Below are 22,565 nucleotides of genomic sequence, written 5' to 3'. Positions count from 1 at the left end.
CGCCGTTCTTGTGGGCGTCGGCCGCTGCGGGAGGGCCGTTGCGCGTGCCCGGTCGGGAGCTGTGGCGATCGGTCCCGGGCAGGGGCTGTCGGAGTCGGTCGCCGGCGTTTGTGGCCGGCGTTTGCAGCCGGGATCGAGGCGGGATCGAGGCCGGGGCTGGCGCCGCCGCGGGGGCCGTGTGGGGTGGGGCGTGGCGCACCGTTTCGCTAGCCGGCCATCCGGCTCGGTACGATTCGGCTGCGTAGCGCTCACTGCTGCGCGACCCCAACGTCAGGAGAGACCGGTGTCAGACGTCCGTGTGATCATCCAACGCGATTCCGAGCGGGAAGAACGCGTGGTCACGACGGGCACAACGGCCGCCGCGCTCTTCGAGGGTGACCGTTCCATCGTCGCCGCTCGGGTTGCCGGCGAGCTGAAGGACCTGGCGTACGAGATTGCCGATGGCGACGAGGTCGAGCCCGTCGAGATCACCTCCGCTGACGGCCTGGACATCCTGCGGCACTCCGCCGCGCATGTCATGGCGCAGGCCGTGCAGGAACTGTTCCCCGAGGCCAAGCTGGGCATCGGCCCGCCCATCAGGGACGGCTTCTACTACGACTTCGATGTCGAGAAGCCGTTCCACCCGGATGATCTCAAGCGCATCGAGAAGAAGATGCAGGAGATCCAGAAGCAGGGTCAGCGGTTCTCCCGTCGGGCGATCAGCGACGAGGCCGCGCGCGCGGAGTTGGCGGATGAGCCCTACAAGTTGGAGCTCATCGGTCTCAAGGGCTCCGCTGCCGACGCCGCCGAGGGCGCGTCCGCCGAGGTCGGCGCGGGCCAACTGACCATCTACGACAACATCGACGCCAAGAGTGGCGAGCTGTGCTGGAAGGACCTGTGCCGCGGCCCGCACCTGCCGTCCACGCGCGCCATCCCGGCCTTCAAGCTGATGCGCTCGGCCGCCGCCTACTGGCGTGGCAGCGAGAAGAACCCCCAGCTCCAGCGGATCTACGGCACCGCGTGGCCGACCAGGGACGAGCTCAAGGCGCACCTGGAGTTCCTCGCCGAGGCCGAGAAGCGCGACCACCGCAAGCTGGGCGCCGAGCTCGATCTGTTCTCCATTCCGGAGGAACTGGGCTCCGGACTTGCGGTCTTCCATCCCAAGGGTGGGGTGGTGCGCAAGGTCATGGAGGACTACTCGCGCAGGCGGCACGAGGAGTCGGACTACGAGTTCGTCAACACCCCGCACATCTCGAAGGAGAAGCTGTTCGAGACCTCCGGGCATCTGCCGAACTACGCCGAGGCGATGTTCCCGCCCCTGGAGTTCGATGGGCAGAACTACCGCCTCAAGGCCATGAACTGCCCCATGCACAACTTGATCTTCAAGGCGCGTGGGCGGTCCTACCGCGAACTGCCGCTGCGGTTCTTCGAGTTCGGCACGGTCTATCGGTACGAGAAGTCCGGCGTGGTGCACGGCCTGACCCGGGCGCGTGGCTTCACTCAGGACGACTCGCACATCTACTGCACGAAGGAGCAGATGCCGCAGGAGCTGGACAGCCTGCTCACCTTCGTGCTGAACCTGCTGCGCGACTACGGCCTGAACGACTTCGAGCTGGAACTGTCCACGCGCGACCCCGCCTCCGACAAGTTCATCGGTGAGGACGCGGAGTGGGCGGAGGCCACCGAGGCGTTGCAGGTGGCGGCCGAGAAGCAGGGCCTGCCGCTGGTGCCCGACCCGGGTGGCGCGGCGTACTACGGGCCGAAGATCTCCGTGCAGGCCAAGGACGCGATCGGGCGCTCGTGGCAGATGAGCACCATTCAGGTGGACTTTCAGCAGCCCAAGCGGTTCAACCTGGAGTACACGGCCGCCGACGGGTCGCGACAGCAGCCGGTGATGATCCACCGGGCGCTCTTCGGCTCCATCGAGCGGTTCTTCGCGGTCCTCCTTGAGCACTACGCGGGCGCCTTCCCGGCCTGGCTCGCGCCCGTACAGGCGGTCGGCATCCCGATCGGTGACGCGCACGTGCCCTACCTGGCGCAGTTCGCGGCCGAGGCGAAGGCCAAGGGGCTGCGGGTCGAGGTGGACTCCTCGTCGGACCGGATGCAGAAGAAGATCCGTAACGCGCAGAAGGTCAAGATTCCGTTCATGGTGATCGCGGGCGATGAGGACGTTGCGGCCGACGCGGTGAGCTTCCGCTATCGCGATGGTTCGCAGAAGAACGGCATCCCGCGGGCGGACGCCATCGCGGAGATCGTGGACGCGGTGGAGCGCCGTATCCAGGTGTGACGCGCGGCCCGCACGGGCGGGGGCGGCTGGGCGCCCCCGCCCGTGCGGGCGGCCGGTCCGGGTCGCCCCGCATCGCGTTCCCACCGGGGAATATGCTGGCGCTCATGACGAGTGAGCCGGAGCAGCAGATCGGAGTCGGCACACAGGACGCCTTTCAGCGACTGTGGACGCCGCATCGGATGGCATACATCCAAGGCGAGAATAAGCCGACCGGTCCGGGCGCTGACGACGGCTGTCCTTTTTGCACCATCCCCGAAAAGAGCGATGAGGATGGCCTGATCATCGCGCGGGGGCAGCATGTGTACGCGGTGCTGAACCTGTATCCGTACACGTCCGGTCACCTGATGTCGGTGCCGTTTCGGCATGTCGCCGACTACACCGAGCTGGGCGCCGCCGAGACGGCCGAGCTCGCCGAGTTCACCAAGGCGGCCATGGTCGCACTGCGTGCCGCGTCCGGGGCGCACGGCTTCAATATCGGCATGAACCAGGGCAGCGTGGCGGGGGCGGGGATCGCCGCGCATCTCCATCAGCACGTGGTGCCCCGCTGGGGCGGCGACACCAACTTCATGCCCGTCGTCGCGACCACGCGCGTACTGCCTCAACTGCTCGCCGACACCCGGCAGTTGCTCGCCGACGTCTGGCCGCTCTCCTGAGCCTGCCCGTCTGAACGGCCTGGGCCTGCCCGCCTGAACCGGCCTGCGCCGGCCAGGCGGGCCTGGGCGTCAGGCGTCGTACAGGTCTGCCTTGCGCGGCGCCGCGTCCTGGACCGCGCCGCTGAGGACCGAGGAGCGGTTGCCGAAGCGCTCGGTGTCCACGCCGTTCTCCTTCAACACGCGCAGCGCGGCGTCGTGCACCACGCGGAGCACCGGGGTGGCGGCGCGCAGCGCGTCATCCGCCATGAAGCGGTGCCGCCACGGCCGGTCGGCCCAGGCGTGGCGCAGGCCGAAGGGCTCGGGCAGATTGAGCTTGCCGCCCAGGTAGTCCAGGAGCGGCGGGTACCAGGTGAAGGGGGCGCGGGCGGCGAGCCGGACGACTTCCTTGGTCTCCACCAGCGGCTGCGGAATGTCCTTGGTCTCCCAGAACCTGATGGTCTTGTTGACCGTCTTGGTCTTCGGCTTGGGCTTGGTCGTGAACAGCGGATGGACCGGGCCCAGGGCATGGCCGGTGATCTCGATACGCAGCGTTTTGTGCAGCACGGTCACGGTGATGAGCATGGTGATGACGAGCTGGCCATCCCAGAGCACGAACTGAACGCCGAGGTAGTGCCGGTCGCCGCTGTCGAACTGCTGGTCGTTGCAGATGCGTTGCAGCTCGACGCCCTTTATCTGGAAGCCCTCTTCCTCGGTGCTGCCACCGCGGGCCACCTCCGTAGCGCCCTCGCCGATGGGGGAGACCACCCAGTGGCGTACGGAGGGGGTGGGAAAGCCGCCGGTGTGCAGCGGGCCACGCTCCAAAAGTCGCAGCTGATCGTGGATGGACTTTATGACGTCCCAGCTGCGAAAGGGGTTGATCTCCTTCTCGGCCTCGATCGGGATCAGGTCCTCGGCGAGCTGCCAACTGCCCCAGCGGGTGCCCATGCCCAGTATTCCCTTGGGTCCCGCGTAGAAGACGATGTTGCTGCGCTGCTCGGCGGTGAGCTTCTCCAGGCCCTTGCGCAACTGCTCAGCGGCCGTCTCGCCGGGGTTGCGAGGCACGGCCTCGGGCACCTTGGCGCCCAGGCCGCCGCCGGTGAGGAGCGCCGTCCAGCGCGCGCGCAGGTCCTTGGCGGTCTTCTCGCTGATGTACTTCGCTATCGCCCAGCCGACGATCGGCGCCACCAGCATGACCCGCGCGTAGAGCCACCAGAAGTTGTCCGTTGGCGCCTTCCACATCCCCAACGCGACGAGGCCGCCCACCACGATGGCCAAGAAGATACCCAGCGCACCGGCGCCCTTGTTCTGCGAGCCGGCCATGGTGCGCCGTATCTGGAACGCGGCGAGCCACAGCAGCACGCCCGGTAGAAACAGCAGCCCGAAGACGACCATGACGACGGTTAGCCGTGCGTCGCGGGACTTGCGGATGCGGTTGGCCGCCAGGCAGTGCTCCACGACTGTCTGCGGCTCGGTGCCGAAGGACTGGATGAGCTGCTTGCGGGCGCCGCCGAGCATACGGACCTGCACGGCACGGGAGAACGCCTCGCCGAGGTTGGGCTCGAACAGGGAGAAACGTGGCGGCTTGACCTCCGATACGGTCCACTCGGAGTTGGCGTCGAGTAGCTTGCTGACCTCGGTGTCGCGGTAGGCGGCCGAGGCGAGCGCCTGGGTCGCCGCTGTCTGCCCTGCCGCGCCGGAGAGCGGAACCTGCGCTCCGGGACTGAAGTCGAATCCATCCGCCGTCACTACCGCCCCCAATGCCACCCGCGTGCTTTGCTGCGGCCCATTCCCGACTGCCGTACCCGGCACACGTTTTGTGCTGCTGCGGCTCGCCGGTGAGCCGCCCTTCAGCGTATCCGTGGCAGGCACCGCCTGTCCCCACAGCCTGGAAAGCGGCCGAGAAAGCATTCCGGAAGGCAGCCCGGAAAGCCGTCACCAGCAAGCGCGTTGGGAGGTGCGGTGCTTGTGTTATGCCTAGTTTTCTATGGATTCGCGCAGTCGCTCGGCGAGTTGTGTGGGCATCGGCTCATGGCGTGCGTACGAGCGGCTGAAGCGGCCCGTGCCATGCGAGAGGGAGCGCAGGTCTACGGCGTAGCGGCTGGTTTCGATCTCGGGCACCTCGGCCCGTATGAGGGTGACGCCGGAGCTGGTCTGCTCGGTCCCCACGACGCGGCCACGGCGCCCGGACAGGTCGCTCATGACCGAGCCGACGTATTCGTCGAGGACACTCACACCCAGTTCGCACACCGGCTCCAGCAGATCGATGCGGCAGTCGGCGGCGGCCTCGCGCAGGGCGAGGGCGCCCGCGGTCTGGAAGGCGGCATCGGAGGAGTCCACCGAGTGTGCCTTGCCGTCGAGCAACGTGATCCGCACATCCACCAGCGGATATCCGGCGGCAATACCGCGCGCTGCCTGGGTGCGTATGCCCTTCTCCACGGACGGGATGAACTGCCGCGGCACGGCTCCACCGACGACCTTGTCCACGAACTCGATGCCGGACCCGGCGGGCAGCGGCTCCACCTCGATCTCGCAGATGGCGTACTGGCCGTGGCCGCCCGACTGCTTGACGTGCCGACCTCGACCGCCCGCCTTGGCACCGAAGGTCTCGCGCAACGACACCTTGTGCGGTACGCAGTCCACCCGTACCCCGTAGCGGGCGCGCAGCCGCTCCAGGGCCACGTCCCGGTGTGCCTCGCCCAGGCACCACAGGACGACCTGATGGGTGTTCGGGTTGTGCTCCAGACGCATCGTCGGGTCCTCGGCGACCAGCCGGGACAGCCCCTGCGAGAGCTTGTCCTCATCGGCCTTGCTGTGCGCCTGGATGGCGACGGGCAGCAGCGGATCGGGCATCACCCACGGCTCCATCAGCAGCGGGTCGTCCTTGGCGGAGAGGGTGTCGCCGGTCTCGGCCCGGCCCAGCTTGGCCACGCACGCCAGGTCGCCCGCGATCGCCTGGGGCAGACTGTGCTGCTGCTTGCCGAAGGGCGCGGAGAGCGCGCCGATCCGCTCGTCCACGTCGTGGTCCTCATGGCCCCGGTCTTCGAGGCCGTGCCCTGACACGTGCACGGTCTCGTCCGGGCGGAGCATGCCGGAGAAGATCCGCACCAGGGAGATCCGGCCGACGTACGGGTCGGACGAGGTCTTGACGACCTCGGCGGCCAGCGGGCCGGCCGGGTCGCACTCAAGGGCTGGTCTCGGCTGGCCCTGCGGCGTTGACACGGCCGGTGCGACGCGCTCCAGCGGGGTGGGGAAGCCGCCGGTGATGAGCTCAAAAAGTTCGGTGGTGCCCAGGCCGTGCCGGGAGCCATCGGCGGCTGGGGCGGCGGCGAGCACCGGGTGGAAAGAGCCTCGCGCGACGGCCTTCTCCAGGTCCTCGATGAGCGTTTTGACGTCGATCTCCTCACCGCTGAGGTAGCGGTTCATGAGGGTCTCGTCCTCGCTCTCGGCGATGATGCCCTCGATGAGCCGGTTACGGGCCTCCGTAACCAGCGGCAGCTCGCTCCCGTCGGGCGTGCGCTGCGTGCGCTCACCGGACGCGTAGTCGTACACCTGCTCCGACAGCAGCCCGATGAGCCCCGCGACGGGACGCTGTCCATCGACGCCGGCGGCGCCGTACAGCGGCAAGTACAGCGGCAGTACGGCGTCGGGGTTGTCACCGCCGAAGATGGTGCGGCAGGTCTCGGTCATGTCATCGAAGTCGGCGCGAGCTGCCTCCAAATGGGTGATGACGATGGCCCGTGGCATGCCCACGCTGGCGCACTCCTGCCACACCATGCGTGTCGAGCCGTCCACGCCGTCCGCGGCCGACACAACGAAGAGGGCCGCGTCCGCGGCTCGCAGACCGGCCCTCAGCTCCCCGACGAAGTCGGCGTAGCCTGGTGTGTCCAGCAGATTGATCTTTATTCCGCCCCATTCGATGGGGACCAGGGAGAGCTGAACCGACCGATGCTGCCGGTGCTCTATCTCGTCGTAGTCCGAAAGGCACCCGCCGTCCTCGACGCGGCCGGCCCGATTGACCGCCCCCGAGGCCAGCGCCAGCGCCTCTACCAGCGTTGTCTTGCCTGCTCCGCTATGGCCGACCAGCACCACGTTCCGAATCGAACTGGGGTGGTCGGCCGTCGCCGCCCTGCCGGCAGCCCCTGGATGCGTACCCGTCTTCCCGCCCATGTGTCTCGACCTCCCGGTTGACACCCGCGTCCTTCGAGCTTTCCACCGCTGTCACGGTGCGTCCATACGTCGCACACGGAGCCGTAACGCCGTAGGGCGTGCGTGCCCGTACTTTCGGCCGCCGGGGAGCGGTGCGGGGCGCGGGGCGGGGGCCGGCGAGGCGGGGCGGTGGCGCGGGGCGGTGGCGCGGTCAGGGCGCCGCGGGTGCTCGTGCTGGCGGGAGAAGCGGAACAACTGAGGGCGGGGGCAGCCCCGGGAGGACGAAGTGGCTGCGGAGCGCGGCGGCCGGGCCCGGTCAGCGGCGGGTGACCGTTCCCGTCTCCCAGGCCCACGCCGCGATCTCCACCCGATTCCGCAGCTGTAGCTTGGCCTGGATGCTGGCCAGATGGGTCTTGACCGTGGACAGCGAAAGGTACAGCTCCGCGCACATCTCCTGATTGGTCCGGCCGCGCGCCACCAGCCGCGCCACCTCCAGTTCCCGCTGCGTCAGCGGGCCCTGGACATCATGTCCCGCGGGCCGCGGTAGCTCCTCACCCAGCCGCTCCAACAGCCGCACCGTCACCGCGGGTGAGACCAGCGCGTCGCCGCGCGCGGCGGCACGTACCGCCTCGACCAGCAGCTCCGGTCCCGCGTCCTTCAGAAGAAAGCCACAGGCGCCGCCACGCAACGCCCCGTACACGTAATCGTCCTGGTCGAAGGTGGTGATGACGACCACGCGCAGCGGATCGACGGCGCCGGGTCCAGCCAGCAGCCGGGTCACCTCCAGGCCGTCCAACTTGGGCATCCGGATGTCCACCAGGCACACATCGGGCCGCAACGCCCGGGCCATGGCCACGCACTCCGCGCCGTCCGCGGCCTCGCCAACGACCTCGATACCGGCCCTCGCCTCAAGAATCAGCCGGAATCCGGTACGGACCATCTCCTGGTCATCGGCGATCAGGACGCGGGTCGTCGGGCTGCTCACCCGCTCGATCCTGCCATGCCGGGCGCCGGCGGCAGCACGGGGAAGGTGGCGGCCACCCGCCAACCGCCCTCGGCCGTCACACCGGTCGTCAGCTCGCCGCCGACCGCCTCGACCCGTTCCCGCAGCCCGAGCAGCCCGAACCCGCCTCGTCCACCGGGTGGGGCGGCGGCGCGCTCGGTGGGTGGTTCGTTGCGTACCTCCACGGTCATCTTCCGCTCACGGTCACCGATCGATGACCGCCCGGGGCCTGCCAACTCCTCCAGCCGCTCGGCTGGTGGCTGCTGTGGAGACGGGTCGGCCCGCACCGTCACGGTGACCTTGGGGGCGCCGGGCGCGTGCCGGCGGACGTTGGTGAGGGACTCCTGGACGACACGGTGTACGGAGGTCTCGACCTCGGGAGCGAGCTTGGCCTGCCGGGCGGCGGCCGACACCTGGAGCGTCGCCGCCGACTGCCGGGCATCGCGCGAGAACTCGGCCACCAACTCGGCGAGTTCGGCGAACACCTCGCCCGGCCGCACCATCCGGCCCTCCTCCTCGCGCAGCACCCGCACCAGGCGGCGCATGGAGTCCAGCGTCTCCACGCCGGCCCGTTCGATGCTGTCCAAGATCGGGCCGACCTTCTCCGGGGCGCTCTCCCGGATGGCGCGTCCTGCCTGTGCCTGCACCACGATGCCGGTGACATGGTGGGCGACGAAGTCGTGCAGATCGCGGGCGAGTTCGAGCCGCTCGCCCTGGCGCACCGCGGCAACGGCGCGGGTACGTCGCCCATCGAGCCCCCGCAGATAGCTGCCGAGCCCGATGGCGCCTCCTGCGGCGAGCGTCAGCACAAACACAAAGGTCAGGTCGCCCCCGTTGTAGTGCATCCGCAGCGGCATGGTGACGACCGCGCCCCCCAGCACCGCGCACCACACCACGGTGGCGCTGGGGGAGGCGGCCTCGCGGGCGGTACGGATCAGCAGGAGCAGCAGACAGGAGGTTTCCAGTAGCCCCCAGCTGACCTCGACGCCCTGACCTGGCAGGAGCAGTACGCAGGTCACCGCCAAGGAACCGAGCCCGGCGAGCGCGGCGCGACGGGTCACGGTCAGCCATCGCCAGGGCGAGGCCAGCAACACGGCCGCCAGCGGGCCGGTGACCACAGGTAGCCACGGGTTGGCGCCGCCCGGCCGCCGCGCGGCCTCCAGGCTGGCCAGATCGACCAGCCAGGGCAGGCCGAGCCCGATGTAGAGCGCGCAGGAGGCGAACCGCCGGGCCCGGTGGGATAGCGGAGTATGCCCATCCGCTTGTCGATGGCTGTCGCTGTCGTTCACTCTTCGAAGGCTAGGGACACCGCGCTCGGCGGCATCTCGGCCGAATGGCCGAGTGACCCGCGAGGGACCGGCCAAGTGGCCGAGGCGCCCGAGGCGGGTCGCGCGCGACGGTCGAGGCATGAACTTCTTTACGCCTGCGAACCTGGGCGCCTTCGCGCACTTCGATCCGTACGCCATGGCGCACTTCGATCCGTACGCCATGGCGTACGGGACCTCCCACGCCCCGCCGCACGCCGACTCGTACGGGGCTGCCCGCGCCGACTCGTACGGGCCTGGCTGCGCCGATCCGTACGGTGCTGCGCGCGTCGGCCACGGTGGCGCCCGGCACCGTACGGGGACGGCCCGATGAGCGCCCCCGTGCTGGCCGGCCACGGGCTGGCCAAGAGCTTCGGTGCGACCCGTGCCCTGGATGGCGTGGACGTCTTTGTAGGGGCGGGTGAATCGCTCGCTGTCATGGGGCCGTCTGGCTCCGGGAAATCAACGTTGCTGCACTGCCTGGCGGGCATCGAGCGCCCCGACGCCGGGCAGGTGCTGCTGGACGGGGAGCGGGTGGACCAGTTGCCCGAGCCGGACCGCAGTGAGCTGCGGCGCACCAGGTTCGGCTTCGTCTTCCAGTTCGGGCAGCTCCTACCGGAACTGCCCGCCGACGAGAATGTCGCCCTGCCCCTGATGCTCGGTGGCGTCCCGCGCGCCCAGGCGGTGCGGCAGGCCCGGGAGTGGTTCGCCCCGCTGGGCCTGGCCTCGCTTGCCAACCGGCGGCCAGGCCAGCTCTCCGGCGGCCAGGCGCAGCGGGTGGCGATCGCGCGGGCGCTGGTGGGCGGCGCCCGGGTGGTCTTCGCCGACGAGCCGACCGGCGCCCTCGATCAAGCCACCGGTCAGGAAGTGATCCGCCTGCTGGTGGACGTCACCAGGCGGCAGGGGGCGGCGCTGGTCGTGGTCACCCACGACCCGCAGGTGGCGCGCTGGTGCGACCGTACGATCGAGGTCTGCGACGGGCGCATACGCACCGCGCAGACCGCCGCGACCGATGCAGCCGCCGCGACCGATGCAGCCGCCGCGACCGATGTAGCCGACGTGGCGAATGCGGCCGTTGTAGCGAACGCAGCAGATGCCATCGGCGCAGCAGGCCCAGCCGTGCCCGGTGGGCCGGTCGCTCCCGGTGGGAGTGGCTCATGAGGGCGCTCGACCGCACGACCTGGACGTTGAGCTGGCGGCTGCTGCGCGGCGGCGGGCGCGTGGGAGCGCTCGGTACGGGTCTTGCCGTCGCCGCCGCGGCCCTGTGCACGGCGCTGCTGCTGCTCTGTGTGGCCATCAACGCCGGCTTCCAGGACCGCGCCGCCCGTACCGACTGGCGCGGCCCAGTGGCGTCCGCACACCCCGTCGCGATGCAGGCCGTCAGCACCGCCTTCACCAACGCACGCCCGGTCACCGTCGTGGACCTCGCCCGGTTGGGCGCCGCCAAGGTGCCGGCGCCGCCAGGCATGCCGCGTTTCCCCGAGCCCGGCGAGGTATGGACATCGCCCGCACTCGGCGCCCTCATCGACCACCTTCCGCGCGGCCGTGGCCCCGCCCTCGCCCCGGGCGGTGGCGAGCGCGCGGGCACCTTGGGCCGTGCGGCCCTGACCAGGCCAGGAGAGCTGGTCGCCGTCGTGGGCCATGGGCCCCGCGACCCGGCGATGACCGCGCCCCGCGAGGCCGACCCGCGTCGCCCGGGCGACATCGTGCCCCCGACACCCATCGCGGACTTCGACGGACGGGCCGAAAAGTGGAGTGCCGGCGGGCAGTACACGGCGCTTGCCAAGGTCGCCACCGTGCTGGTGATCGTGCCCCTGCTGGTGCTCGGCGCCTCCGCGGCCCGGCTCTCGGTCTCCCGCCGTGACCAGCGGTTGGCCGCGCTGCGCCTGATCGGCGCCACCCCGTCGCGCATCGCCGGCGTGACGACCGCCGAAGCGGCGGTCACCGGTGCGGTGGGCGCACTGTTCGGCGCCGCCGGATACGCGGCACTGCTACCGCTGGCCGCCGCGGTGCCGGTCGCGGGCGGGCACTGGTACACGGCCGATCTGTGGGTGGGCACACCGACGCTGCTCGGAGTGCTGGCCGCCGTGGTGCTGATGGTGGTCGGCAGCGCGTTGGCCGGCTTGCGGCAGGTGGTGATCGGCCCGCTCGGCGTCGCGCGCCGCGCCAAGCCGCCGCGTATGAAGGCGGTACGGGCCGTGGTCTTCGTCGGCGCCCTCGCCTTGTACTGGCAGCTGACCAAGGACAAGGAGACCAGCATCGGCAGCATCGTCTACTTCATCGCGGCCGTCTTTCTCACGCTGTCGGTGGTCGGGCCATGGGTGGTCGGCTTGCTCGGCCGGATCGTCGCCCGGCGCGCCCGCCGCCCCGCGACGCTGCTGGCCGGGCGGCGGCTGATCGATGACCCGAAGTCGGCGTGGCGCGCGGTGTCGGGGCTGACGCTGGCGGGATTCGTGGCCGGGTTCTTCGCGCTGATGACGGTCGGCGCCGACGCGAGCTGGGGCCCGGCCAACCGCCTCGCGCTCGCCGTGCCCGAGGATCGCGTCACGGTCGTACGGGCCGAGGCCGAGCAGCGCCTTGCGCACGCGGGCGTACGGGCCACCGTGGGCACCGACGACGCCTGGATCGCCACCAAGGGTGACCGAAGCCGCCAGGTCACCGCCGATGTGTCCGGCGGAGCGGCGGAACTGGACCGGGCCAGGACCGCCCTGACCGGCCTCGTACCGGGCCAGCACCCGGTCACCGGAGCCGACGTTGACTGGTCGGGCACCGTGTTCGCGAAGGACTTCCGCCGCGCGATCCTCGCGGTGCTCGGCGCCACCTTCGTCGTGGCCATCTCGTCGGCCGGGATCACCGCGGCATCCGCCGTCTTGGACCGCCGCCGCACCTACGGCCTGCTGCACCTCGCCGGTACGCCGCTGCGCGTCTTGGACCGGGCGCGGCGCATTGAAACGGTGCTGCCCGTGGCAGTGCTGGGTGGCGGGGCGGTGCTTACCGGGATCTTCTGCGCAGCACCGCTGACGCTCGCGGGCGGCTCCGCGTCGCTCGACGCCAGGGGAGCGGCCCTGCTCGCCTGCTGCCTTGGCCTTGGCTTCGCCGGCCTCGTCGGGGCCAGCGCCTTGAGCAGGCCACTGCTGCGGTCGGTCACGCGAGCGGGAGGGCCGCGGCCGGGGTAAGGCGTGGCGACCTGGCCGGGGCGGGAGCGGCACTGCGGGCCCGTGCCCCACACCTGAGCCCGTACCTGAGCCCGTACCTAAAGCCTGGCCTGGGCCTGGCAGGCCCCTCCCGTACGCACCGGGCTCCTGTGTCGTCCCACACGCCCAGCCCCGTGCCGGGCCGCCCGCTCACCGGGCGCGGTGCGGCCCGTGCGCGCCGCCCGCCCGCCTCGTCGTGGTGTGCTGCCGTGCTTGGCGCTGCCGCGCGTGCGCAGCACACCGTGACCCGTGGCTACGATGGGCCAGCCGGTGGCCTGTTGACCACGCGGCCCGTTTCGACCCTTCGGGAAGGCCATGCTGAACAAGTACGCGCGTGCGTTCTTCACGCGTGTTCTCACGCCGTTCGCCGCCCTGCTCATCCGGCTCGGGGTCAGCCCTGACGCGGTGACTCTCATCGGAACCGGTGGAGTCATGGCCGGCGCGTTGGTCTTCTACCCCCAGGGGGAGTTCTTCTGGGGCACGGTGGTCATCACCCTGTTCGTCTTCTCCGACCTGGTTGACGGCAACATGGCGCGGCAACTTGGCCGCTCCAGCCGTTGGGGCGCTTTCCTTGACTCCACGCTGGACCGGGTCGCCGACGGAGCGGTCTTCGCTGGGCTCGTGCTGTGGTACGCCGGTGGGGGCGACAGCATCACGCTGTGCGCGGTGACCATTTTCTGTCTCGCCAGTGGCCAGGTCGTCTCGTACACCAAGGCGCGCGGCGAGAGCATCGGGCTGCCGGTCAACGTCAACGGTCTCGTCGAGCGCGCCGAGCGGCTGGTCATTTCGCTCGTCGCGTGCGGCTTGTCGGGACTGCACAAGTTCGGTGTGCCATACATCGATATTCTGCTGCCGGTCGCGCTGTGGGCGGTCGCCGTGGGCAGCCTGGTCACCCTCGTGCAACGCATGGTGACCGTGCGGCGGGAGGCAGACGATGCGGATGCAGCCGACGCAGCGCGCACAGCGGACGCAGCCGACGCAGCCGATGCGGCGGACGCAGCCGATGCCGGGAACGCTGGCGACACAGCCGAGGCATCGGACGCCACGGCCGGAGCGGGCGCTTCGGTTCGACGGGGAGGCGAGCGGGGGTGAGGGAGCGCCTGACCGATGCGTTGTATGGGTTGGGCTGGAGCGCGCTGAAGAAGCTGCCGGAACCCGTCGTCGTACGCCTCGGCCAGCGCATTGCCGACACTCTGTGGCGCCGTCGTGGCGCCGGGGTGCTGCGACTTGAGGCCAACCTGGCGCGGGTGGTGCCCGATGCATCCCCACGCCGCCTGGCCGAATTGTCCCGGCTCGGCATGCGCTCGTACGCGCGCTACTGGCTGGAGTCCTTTCGGCTGCCGACCTGGAGCAAGGACCGCATACGAAGCGGCTTCGTACCCGCCGATGCGCACCACCTGGTAGACGGCCTGGCCAGCGGCCGGGGCGTGATCGTCGCGCTGCCGCACATGGCCAACTACGACTTGGCGGGCGCCTGGGTCACGACCAAGCTCGGGGTGCCGTTCACCACCGTGATGGAGCGGCTGAAGCCCGAGACGCTTTATGACCGGTTTGTGGCCTACCGCGAGGGCCTGGGCATGGAGGTGCTGCCGCACACGGGCGGCAGCGCGTTCGGCGCACTCGCACGGCGGCTGCGTGCCGGGGGCTTGGTGTGCCTGGTCGCCGACCGTGATCTGTCGGCTTCCGGGGTAGAAGTGACGTTCTTCGGCGAGGCGGCCAAGATGCCGGGCGGGCCCGCGTCGCTCGCCGTACGCACCGGAGCCCTGCTGCTGCCGGTCACCCTGTGGTACGACGAATCACCGGTCATGCGCGGGCGGATGCACCCACCGATCGAGGTTCCGCAGGCCGGCACCCGGGCGGAGCAGGCCGCCGTCATGACCCAGCGCCTGGCCGACGCCTTCGCCGCCGGCATCGCGGACCACCCGCACCACTGGCACATGCTGCAACCACTGTGGCTCAGCGACCTTCCACCCCGCCCCGATGACAGCTCCGGAAACCCCGGAACGGAGAAAACTTGAGAATCGGGATCGTCTGCCCGTACTCGTGGGATGTCCCCGGGGGCGTCCAATTTCACATCCGTGATCTGGCGGAGCACCTCATCCGTGTCGGGCACGAGGTATCCGTGCTCGCTCCCGCCGACGACGAGACACCGCTGCCGGCGTACGCCATCTCCGCAGGTCGGGCCATACCCGTTCCGTACAACGGTTCGGTTGCCAGGCTCAACTTCGGCTTTCTGTCCGCTGCACGGGTCCGTCGCTGGCTGCACGAGGGTGACTTCGATGTCATCCACATCCACGAACCAACCTCGCCCTCGCTCGGCCTGCTGGCCTGCTGGGCGGCGCAGGGGCCCATCGTGGCCACCTTCCATACCTCCAACCCGCGCTCCCGGGCGATGATCGCCGCGTACCCGATCTTGCAGGCCGCTTTGGAGAAGATCAGCGCGCGGATCGCGGTCAGTGAGTACGCGCGACGCACCCTCGTCGAGCATCTGGGAGGCGACGCCGTGGTCATCCCCAACGGCGTTGACGTTGACTTCTTCGCGCGGGCCGAGCCCAAGGCCGAGTGGTGCGGCGGGGCGCCCGAGGCGGGCAAGGGCGGCAGCACCATCGGGTTCATCGGTCGCATCGACGAACCGCGCAAGGGGCTGCCCGTGCTGATGCGGGCGCTGCCGCAGATCCTCGCCGCGCGCCCGCTCACCCGGCTCTTGGTCGCCGGGCGCGGTGACGAGGAGGAAGCGGTGGCCGACCTGCCAGCGGCAATGCGGAGCCGGGTGGAGTTTCTCGGCATGGTCAGCGATGAGGACAAGGCCAGGTTGCTGCGGAGCGTCGATCTCTACGTCGCGCCCAATACGGGCGGTGAGAGCTTCGGGATCATCCTGGTCGAGGCGATGTCCGCGGGCGCCCCGGTGCTGGCGAGCGACCTGGACGCGTTCGCTCAGGTGCTGGACCAGGGGGAGGCGGGCGAGCTGTTCCGCAACGAGGACGCGGACGCACTCGCGTCGGCGGCGCTGCGGCTGCTGGCCGACCCGCAGCGGCGCGCGGCGTTGCGAGACCGTGGGGCTCGGCACGTGCGGCGCTTTGACTGGTCCACGGTCGGGGCGGACATTTTGGCCGTGTACGAGACGGTGACCGCAGGTGCGACCTCGGTGGCCACGGACGAGCGCTCCACGCCCCGGTTCTGGTTCGGCCTTGGCCGCGAGTAGCCGTACGCCCCGCTGAACCGGCCGGTCCCGCCGCGCGCTCGGCGGGCGGCCGGAAGCCGGTACCGTGACCCGGCGTGACCACTTTGATCTGGATCGCGGTTGTTCTCCTGGCCATCGCCGGATATTTGCTGTGGACCGCCGAGCGCCTTGACCGGCTGCACACTCGGCTGGACGCGGCCCGCGCGGCCCTCGACGCGCAACTGCTACGGCGTGCCTCGGTCGCCCAGGAACTGGCCACATCCAGCCTGCTCGATCCGGCCGCCTCGATCGTGCTTTACCAGGCCGCCCAGGCCGCACGGCAGGCCGAAGAGGAACATCGGGAGGTGGCCGAGAGCGAGTTGAGCCAGGCGCTGCGGGCGGTGTTCTCCGAATCAGCGCAGGTCGAGGCGGTGCAGCAGGCGCCAGGCGGTGAGGCGGCGGTGGGGGAGTTGGTGGCGGCGGTACGCCGGGTGCCGATGGCCAGACGGTTCCATAACGACGCGGTACGGGCTGCTAGGGCGCTGCGCAGACACCGCAAGGTGCGCTGGTTCCGGCTCGCGGGCCATGCGCCGTTTCCGCTGGCCTTCGAGATGGACGACGAGTTCCCGGCAGCGCTGGCGGACCGGGTGGCCTAGGAGCGGGTCGAAGAGGCTGGCTGGGGCGGCGAAAGGGCAGCGGGCAGCGGGCGAAAGAGCGCCGGGCGGAGCGCGGTGAGCGTACGCCCTCGGCGGGGACCGGCCACCCAAGGAGCCACCTGCCGAAAATTGGCCCTTGCCGCACGAGGCCACTAGCGGGTTTTGTCAGAGGTGCAGCAGTATCGGCCCGCACCTGGCCCGGAAGGCCATTCCGGATACCACGTCGAACGGGCTTACGATAGGTCCATCGCGCTATTCGTTATCGAGTGAGGTCACACCGTGTCGAGCACGCCCCCCAGCACGTCTGAAAACACCTCCCAGCACCCCGAGACCGGCACCGCTCGCGTCAAGCGCGGCATGGCCGAGCAGCTCAAGGGCGGCGTGATCATGGATGTCGTCACGCCGGAGGAAGCGAAGATCGCTGAGGACGCGGGCGCCGTCGCGGTCATGGCCCTTGAGCGCGTGCCGGCCGACATCCGCAAGGATGGCGGCGTGGCCCGGATGTCCGACCCGGACATGATCGACGGGATCATCAACGCGGTCTCCATCCCTGTCATGGCCAAGTCCCGCATCGGTCACATCGTCGAGGCCCAGGTGCTCCAGGCACTCGGTGTGGACTACATCGACGAGTCCGAGGTCCTGACCCCGGCCGACGAGGTCAACCACAGCGACAAGTGGGCGTTCACTACGCCCTTCGTCTGCGGTGCCACCAACCTCGGCGAGGCCCTGCGCCGCATCGCCGAGGGCGCGGCCATGATCCGCTCCAAGGGCGAGGCCGGCACCGGAAACGTCGTCGAGGCGGTACGTCACCTGCGCCAGATCAAGGGTGAGATCGGCCGTCTGCGCTCGCTCGACCACAACGAGCTGTTCGCCGCAGCCAAGGAGCTGCGTGCCCCGTACGAGCTGGTCAAGGAGATCGCCGAGCTCGGCAAGCTGCCGGTCGTGCTGTTCTCCGCCGGCGGCGTGGCCACCCCCGCCGACGCCGCGCTGATGCGCCAGCTCGGTGCCGAGGGCGTCTTCGTGGGTTCTGGCATCTTCAAGTCCGGCGACCCGGCCAAGCGCGCCGCCGCGATCGTGAAGGCCACCACCTTCTTCGACGACCCCAAGGTCATCGCGGATGCCTCCCGCGACCTGGGCGAGGCCATGGTCGGCATCAACTGCGACACCCTTCCCGAGTCCGAGCGCTACGCCAACCGCGGCTGGTAAACCGGGCTCGGCCAGGCGGGCGGGCGGCTCATGGCAGCGTAGGGCCGCCCACCTGCGGCGTAGCCGACTGTCGCCGGCCTTGGCCCCGCCAGCTCGCGGGCCGGCGCACCGGTCCGCGGACGGCTCGCACACCAGCGGCCCGCGCAAGGGTGCGGGCCGCTCATGGCCCCGCCAGCCAGGCCGCGCCCCCGTACCCGGCCACACTCTCCCTGAGAGGTCTCACCCCGTGTCCCGCACCTCCGGAACTCCCACCATCGGCGTCCTCGCCCTCCAGGGCGACGTCCGCGAGCACCTGATAGCCCTGGCCGCCGCCGACGCCGTGGCCCGCCCCGTCCGACGCCCCGAGGAACTCGCCGACGTCGATGCCCTGGTGATCCCTGGCGGGGAGTCCACCACGATGTCCAAGCTCGCGGTCATCTTCGGCCTCCTTGAGCCGCTGCGCGAGCGGATTCGCGAGGGTATGCCGGTGTACGGCACGTGCGCGGGCATGATCATGCTGGCGAACAAGATCCTGGACGGCCGGGATGATCAGGAGACTGTCGGCGGCATCGACATGATCGTGCGCCGTAACGCTTTCGGTCGGCAAAACGAGTCCTTCGAGGCGGCCGTGGACGTCAAGGGCATCAACGACGGGCCCGTTGAAGGCGTGTTCATCCGTGCGCCTTGGGTCGAGTCCGTTGGCGGCGCCGTCGATGTGCTCGCCGTGCACGACGGCCACACCGTCGCCGTCCGACAGGGCAACGTACTCGCCACGTCCTTCCACCCGGAGTTGACCGGCGACCATCGGATGCACGCGCTGTTCGTAGACAGCGTGGCTAAAACGCTTGGAACGTGACCAGCGCAAACGCACGAAGCGCGGGGGCGGGGTGCTGGTCGGCCACGGTGGAGGTTGCTGCCATCGTCAGGTTCCTCGACCAACAGGGCGGGCCGCCCTTCCTCAACCTCCACCCTTGGCAGGGCAGGCCAGTGGCTGCCGGACGAGTCGGCTGCGGTAGCTCCGGGCGCCAGCCACGGTGGCTGCGGACACTGCCCACAAGATCCACCAAACCGGGGCGACCTCGCTGGCCGCGGTCGCTGCGGCGAGCGTCGCGCCACCGGCCGCGACGGTGATCACGTCGCCGTATCGAACGATCGGGTTCATTGCGTTCGCTCCTTCGCCTGCTCGGATAGGTAGTTGATCTGGGAAGCTCCGTCTGACCCGCCGGCCGTTCCCGAGAATCCCGCTCGGAGTCCGGGCGCGGGTGGGCCGCGCGATCCCGGTAGGATCTCAGGCGTTGGTAGGGAATTTGGTTACGCGAAGGAGACAGGCGGATGTCCGGCCACTCTAAATGGGCTACGACAAAGCACAAGAAGGCCGTGATCGACGCCAAGCGCGGCAAGCTCTTCGCGAAGCTGATCAAGAACATCGAGGTCGCTGCGCGAACCGGCGGGGCCGACGTGGACGGCAACCCGACCCTCTTCGACGCCATCCAGAAGGCGAAGAAGAGCTCAGTTCCCAACAAGAACATCGACAGCGCCGTCAAGCGAGGCGCTGGTCTTGAAGCGGGTGGCGCCGACTACGAGACGATCATGTACGAGGGCTACGGCCCGAACGGCGTCGCGGTGCTCATCGAGTGCCTGACCGACAACCGCAATCGCGCGGCCTCCGATGTACGCGTGGCCATGACCCGAAACGGCGGCTCGATGGCCGACCCGGGCTCGGTCTCCTACCTGTTCCACCGCAAGGGCGTGGTGATCGTCCCCAAGGGTGAGCTGGCCGAAGACGACGTGCTGGGCGCCGTGCTCGACGCGGGCGCCGAGGAGGTCAATGACCTCGGCGAGACATTCGAGGTCATCAGCGAGGCCACCGACCTCGTCGCCGTTCGCACCGCGCTCCAGCAGGAGAGCATCGACTACGACTCGGCCGACGCCAACTTCGTGCCCACCATGCACGTTGAGTTGGACGAGGAAGGCGCTCGCAAGATCTTCAAGCTCATCGACGCGCTGGAGGACAGCGACGACGTACAGAACGTCTTCGCGAACTTCGATGTGTCCGACGAGGTCATGGAAAAGGTTGACGCGTAGCACGCGGCCGATGTGCGCTGGGCCGCGGGGCTAGGCCAACGCCCGCAGGCTGTGTCGTGCTGTGCTGTGCGGTGTTGCTGTGCTGTGCTGTACGACGGCATGCTGTGCAGCGCCGTGCTGTACAGGGATGTGCTGCGCCGTGCCGCGGCTCACGGCCGCCCGCGCCGACCGGGTCATGAGGCGTACGTGCCATCGGGCCGACGGGACACCCGTCGGCCCGTCGCGTTGTCACAGGCAGCGGATACTGTGCCTGTTCAGGGGGAGAGCCCCGATCAGGCCAACCAGTGACTGCGGCACATGAGCGAGGGGGGAAGGCGTGCGATGCGGGTACTTGGAGTAGACCCAGGGCTGACCCGCTGCGGCATCGGCGTCGTCGATGGTGTCGCGGGCCGCCCCCTGCGCATGGTGGACGTCGGCGTCATCCGCACGGCAGCGGACGCCGACACGGGCGACCGGCTCGTGCTCATCGAGCGCGGCATAGAGCAGTGGTTGGACGCGCACCAGCCCGAACTGGTCGCAGTTGAGCGGGTGTTCAGCCAGCACAACGTGCAGACCGTGATGGGCACGGCCCAAGCGAGCGCCGTTGCCATGCTCTGCGCCGCCCGCCGTGGCCTACCGGTCGCGCTGCACACCCCCAGCGAGGTCAAGGCCGCCGTCACCGGCTCGGGCCGGGCCGACAAGGCGCAGGTCGGCGCCATGGTGACGCGGCTGCTGCGGCTGGACGCACCGCCCAAGCCCGCCGACGCCGCCGACGCCCTGGCCTTGGCCATCTGCCACATCTGGCGGGCGCCCGCCACCAACCGGCTCCAGCAAGCCGTGGCCGCCCATCGGCAAGCCCGCACGCCCACCCCGCGCCGCACGCCGGCCGGCCGGCGGGCCCCCGCAGCCGCGACCCCTGCATCCCCCGCCTCGCCAGCACCACCCGCATCCGCAGCGCCGGCCAGCTCTCAACCCCCTGCTGACCCGTCCGCCCCGCGCGCGACGGCGCCCGCCGCCCGCACCCGAAAGGGCCCCGTATGATCGCGTTCGTCTCAGGGCAGGTCGTCGCCCTCGCGCCCGACCGCGCCGTTATCGAGGTCGGCGGCGTCGGCATGGCCGTGCAGTGCACCCCCGGCACGGTGGCCGGGCTGCGCATGGGTCAGCCGGCCAGGCTCGCCACCTCCCTGGTCGTCCGCGAGGACTCGCTGACCCTTTACGGCTTCGCCGACGACGACGAACGCCAAGTCTTCGAGCTGTTGCAGACCGCAAGCGGCGTTGGCCCCCGGCTCGCGCAGGCCATGCTCGCCGTGCATGCCCCTGACACGCTACGGCGCGCGGTTGCCACCGGCGACGAGAAGGCCCTGACCGCCGTGACCGGCATCGGCAAGAAGGGCGCTCAGCGGCTGCTGCTCGAATTGAAGGACCGGCTTGGCGACCCCATCGGCGCGTCCGGCGCCGTGGGTGTGGGTAGCGCGGTCACCGCGGGCTGGCGCGATCAGTTGCACGGTGCGCTGATCGGCCTCGGCTACGCCACCCGGGAGGCCGACGAGGCGGTGGCCGTCGTCACACCGCAGGCCGAGCAGGCGCTGGCACAGGGCGCCGAACCGCAGGTAGCGACACTGTTGCGGGCCGCTCTCCAGACCCTCAACCGGGCCCGCTGACAGCCGGCAGCACGGCACCGCGCGTACCAGAAAGGACGTCATGAACTGGGACGACTCCCACGGCGAGCAGGCGGCGGAACTGACCGGGCTGGCGCCGGAACTCGCCGGCCAGGGCACCGCCGATCGGCTGGTGGGCGCCGAGGTCGATGGCGAGGAGCAGGCCATCGAGGCCGCTCTGCGGCCGAAGGACCTGGGCGAATTCGTCGGCCAGGAGCGCGTCCGCGAGCAGCTTGACCTGGTATTGCGCGCCGCACGCCAGCGCGGCGGTACCGCCGATCACGTCCTACTCTCCGGAGCGCCGGGCCTGGGCAAAACCACTCTTTCGCTGATTATTGCGGCCGAGATGGCCGCCCCCATCCGGATCACCTCCGGGCCGGCCATCCAGCACGCCGGAGATCTCGCAGCGATCCTCTCCTCCCTCGCCGAGGGCGAGGTGCTCTTCCTCGATGAGATTCACCGGATGTCCCGGCCCGCCGAGGAGATGCTGTACATGGCGATGGAGGACTTCCGCGTTGACGTGATCGTCGGCAAGGGGCCTGGCGCCACCGCCATCCCGCTGGAGCTTCCGCCTTTCACCCTGGTGGGAGCCACTACCAGGGCCGGGCTCTTGCCGCCGCCGCTGCGCGACCGCTTCGGCTTCACCGGGCACATGGAGTTCTACGCCGCGTCCGAGTTGGAGCGCGTCATCCACCGCTCGGCGCGGTTGCTCGACGTCGAGATCGAGGCCCCGGGGGCCACCGAGATCGCCGGCCGCTCCCGGGGCACGCCGCGCATCGCCAACCGCCTGCTGCGCCGAGTCCGTGACTATGCGCAGGTCAAGGCCGACGGCGTGATCACCAAGGACATCGCGTCGCGGGCGCTTGCGGTGTACGACGTGGACGCCCGTGGCCTGGACCGACTCGACCGGGCGGTGCTGACGGCGCTGCTCAAGCTGTTCGGCGGCGGCCCGGTGGGCCTGTCCACGCTGGCGGTCGCGGTAGGGGAGGAGCGCGAGACGGTCGAGGAAGTGGCCGAACCCTTCCTCGTACGAGAGGGTTTGCTGGCCCGCACGCCCAGGGGCCGGGTCGGCACCCCGGCGGCCTGGGCCCACCTGGGGCTGACCCCACCGCAGGGCCAGCGCAGCGGCCCGCAGGCGGGGCTGTTCAACGGATGACGGCGCGGGGACTGGTCGGGTCAGGAACCCCGGTGCCATGCTGGGCGTTGTTCCTGAGGCGCGGGCTCGCTTAGACTCCGCCGATGCCGTCCGTTCAGTACGGCGCACCCACCCCCGTATACCAGGCCGTGCACTCGCGGT

19 protein-coding genes and 1 pseudogene are annotated in these 22,565 nt (G+C 70.2%); 15 read left to right on the top strand and 5 right to left on the bottom strand.

The window, feature by feature from the left end; genetic code table 11:
* The first annotated feature begins 283 nt into the window (after nt 1–283).
* Together thrS and FHS42_RS12875 are read left to right on the top strand one after the other, a co-directional pair.
* Nucleotides 284–2,266, top strand: a complete 1,983-nt coding sequence (gene thrS / locus FHS42_RS12880; protein WP_184572232.1) for a threonine--tRNA ligase — start codon at nt 284–286, stop codon at nt 2,264–2,266.
* A 92-nt stretch (nt 2,267–2,358) separates the two neighbouring features.
* Entirely contained in the window at nt 2,359–2,919 is a 561-nt protein-coding gene (locus FHS42_RS12875; protein WP_184572230.1) for an HIT family protein, read from the top strand.
* Nucleotides 2,920–2,988: 69 nt separating this feature from the next.
* Here FHS42_RS12875 and FHS42_RS12870 read toward each other — a convergent pair whose 3' ends face one another.
* The 4 genes from FHS42_RS12870 to FHS42_RS36975 all read right to left on the bottom strand — a co-directional run bounded on the left by FHS42_RS12870 (nt 2,989) and on the right by FHS42_RS36975 (nt 9,336).
* Nucleotides 2,989–4,644: an AbeC-like domain-containing protein gene (locus FHS42_RS12870; RefSeq protein WP_184572229.1), complete on the bottom strand. Its 1,656-nt coding sequence runs from the start codon at nt 4,642–4,644 to the stop codon at nt 2,989–2,991.
* Between the two features lie 228 nt (nt 4,645–4,872).
* Nucleotides 4,873–7,065, bottom strand: coding sequence for an elongation factor G-like protein EF-G2 (locus FHS42_RS12865; protein WP_184572227.1), 2,193 nt, complete (start codon nt 7,063–7,065; stop codon nt 4,873–4,875).
* A 295-nt stretch (nt 7,066–7,360) separates the two neighbouring features.
* A complete protein-coding gene (locus tag FHS42_RS12860; RefSeq protein ID WP_312866852.1) occupies nt 7,361–8,029 on the bottom strand; it encodes a response regulator in 669 nt (222 codons plus the stop codon).
* Nucleotides 8,026–9,336: a sensor histidine kinase gene (locus FHS42_RS36975; RefSeq protein ID WP_312866851.1), complete on the bottom strand. Its 1,311-nt coding sequence runs from the start codon at nt 9,334–9,336 to the stop codon at nt 8,026–8,028. The genes FHS42_RS12860 and FHS42_RS36975 overlap by 4 nt, the downstream gene beginning before the upstream one ends.
* Before the next feature lie 118 nt (nt 9,337–9,454).
* Between FHS42_RS36975 and FHS42_RS12850 the strand changes: the two genes are divergently transcribed.
* From FHS42_RS12850 to pdxT, 9 genes and pseudogenes are all read left to right on the top strand, one after another.
* Nucleotides 9,455–9,685 carry a hypothetical protein gene (locus tag FHS42_RS12850; RefSeq protein WP_184572223.1) on the top strand — a complete coding sequence of 77 codons (231 nt, stop codon included), beginning with the start codon at nt 9,455–9,457 and terminating at the stop codon, nt 9,683–9,685.
* A pseudogene (locus FHS42_RS12845) lies at nt 9,682–10,338 on the top strand (ABC transporter ATP-binding protein); the annotation flags it as partial. The gene FHS42_RS12850 and the pseudogene FHS42_RS12845, both read left to right, overlap by 4 nt.
* Before the next feature lie 170 nt (nt 10,339–10,508).
* On the top strand, nt 10,509–12,527 hold the full coding sequence (locus FHS42_RS12840; protein WP_184572219.1) for an FtsX-like permease family protein: 2,019 nt from the start codon (nt 10,509–10,511) through the stop codon (nt 12,525–12,527).
* A 333-nt stretch (nt 12,528–12,860) separates the two neighbouring features.
* Entirely contained in the window at nt 12,861–13,637 is a 777-nt protein-coding gene (pgsA, locus tag FHS42_RS12835; protein ID WP_184572217.1) for a phosphatidylinositol phosphate synthase, read from the top strand.
* Complete coding sequence (locus FHS42_RS12830) at nt 13,634–14,563, top strand: phosphatidylinositol mannoside acyltransferase (protein ID WP_184572215.1); 930 nt, start codon at nt 13,634–13,636, stop codon at nt 14,561–14,563. The genes pgsA and FHS42_RS12830 overlap by 4 nt, the downstream gene beginning before the upstream one ends.
* Complete coding sequence (locus tag FHS42_RS12825; protein WP_184572213.1) at nt 14,560–15,747, top strand: glycosyltransferase family 4 protein; 1,188 nt, start codon at nt 14,560–14,562, stop codon at nt 15,745–15,747. The genes FHS42_RS12830 and FHS42_RS12825 overlap by 4 nt, the downstream gene beginning before the upstream one ends.
* Nucleotides 15,748–15,821: 74 nt before the next feature.
* On the top strand, nt 15,822–16,361 hold the full coding sequence (locus FHS42_RS12820; protein WP_184572212.1) for a hypothetical protein: 540 nt from the start codon (nt 15,822–15,824) through the stop codon (nt 16,359–16,361).
* A 279-nt stretch (nt 16,362–16,640) separates the two neighbouring features.
* Nucleotides 16,641–17,567: a pyridoxal 5'-phosphate synthase lyase subunit PdxS gene (gene pdxS / locus FHS42_RS12815; protein ID WP_184572210.1), complete on the top strand. Its 927-nt coding sequence runs from the start codon at nt 16,641–16,643 to the stop codon at nt 17,565–17,567.
* A 226-nt stretch (nt 17,568–17,793) separates the two neighbouring features.
* On the top strand, nt 17,794–18,402 hold the full coding sequence (gene pdxT, locus FHS42_RS12810) for a pyridoxal 5'-phosphate synthase glutaminase subunit PdxT (protein WP_184572208.1): 609 nt from the start codon (nt 17,794–17,796) through the stop codon (nt 18,400–18,402).
* Nucleotides 18,403–18,504: 102 nt separating this feature from the next.
* Here the strand turns inward: pdxT and FHS42_RS12805 are convergent, their stop codons facing one another.
* Entirely contained in the window at nt 18,505–18,708 is a 204-nt protein-coding gene (locus FHS42_RS12805; RefSeq protein ID WP_184572206.1) for a hypothetical protein, read from the bottom strand.
* Nucleotides 18,709–18,878: 170 nt separating this feature from the next.
* On the opposite strand from FHS42_RS12805, the gene FHS42_RS12800 reads away from it, so the two are divergent.
* From FHS42_RS12800 to ruvB, 4 genes are all read left to right on the top strand, one after another.
* Nucleotides 18,879–19,631: a YebC/PmpR family DNA-binding transcriptional regulator gene (locus FHS42_RS12800; protein ID WP_184572204.1), complete on the top strand. Its 753-nt coding sequence runs from the start codon at nt 18,879–18,881 to the stop codon at nt 19,629–19,631.
* A 321-nt stretch (nt 19,632–19,952) separates the two neighbouring features.
* A complete protein-coding gene (ruvC, locus tag FHS42_RS12795) occupies nt 19,953–20,651 on the top strand; it encodes a crossover junction endodeoxyribonuclease RuvC (protein ID WP_246494611.1) in 699 nt (232 codons plus the stop codon).
* Nucleotides 20,648–21,271, top strand: coding sequence for a Holliday junction branch migration protein RuvA (ruvA, locus tag FHS42_RS12790; RefSeq protein ID WP_184572202.1), 624 nt, complete (start codon nt 20,648–20,650; stop codon nt 21,269–21,271). The genes ruvC and ruvA overlap by 4 nt, the downstream gene beginning before the upstream one ends.
* Before the next feature lie 40 nt (nt 21,272–21,311).
* Nucleotides 21,312–22,424, top strand: a complete 1,113-nt coding sequence (gene ruvB, locus FHS42_RS12785; RefSeq protein ID WP_246494610.1) for a Holliday junction branch migration DNA helicase RuvB — start codon at nt 21,312–21,314, stop codon at nt 22,422–22,424.
* The last annotated feature ends 141 nt before the right edge of the window (nt 22,425–22,565 follow it).

This window comes from Streptomyces zagrosensis, assembly GCF_014203645.1.
Taxonomy (GTDB): domain Bacteria; phylum Actinomycetota; class Actinomycetes; order Streptomycetales; family Streptomycetaceae; genus Streptomyces; species Streptomyces zagrosensis.
Note: the sequence above shows the minus strand (reverse complement) of the source record. Positions and strands in the feature narration are given on the sequence as shown.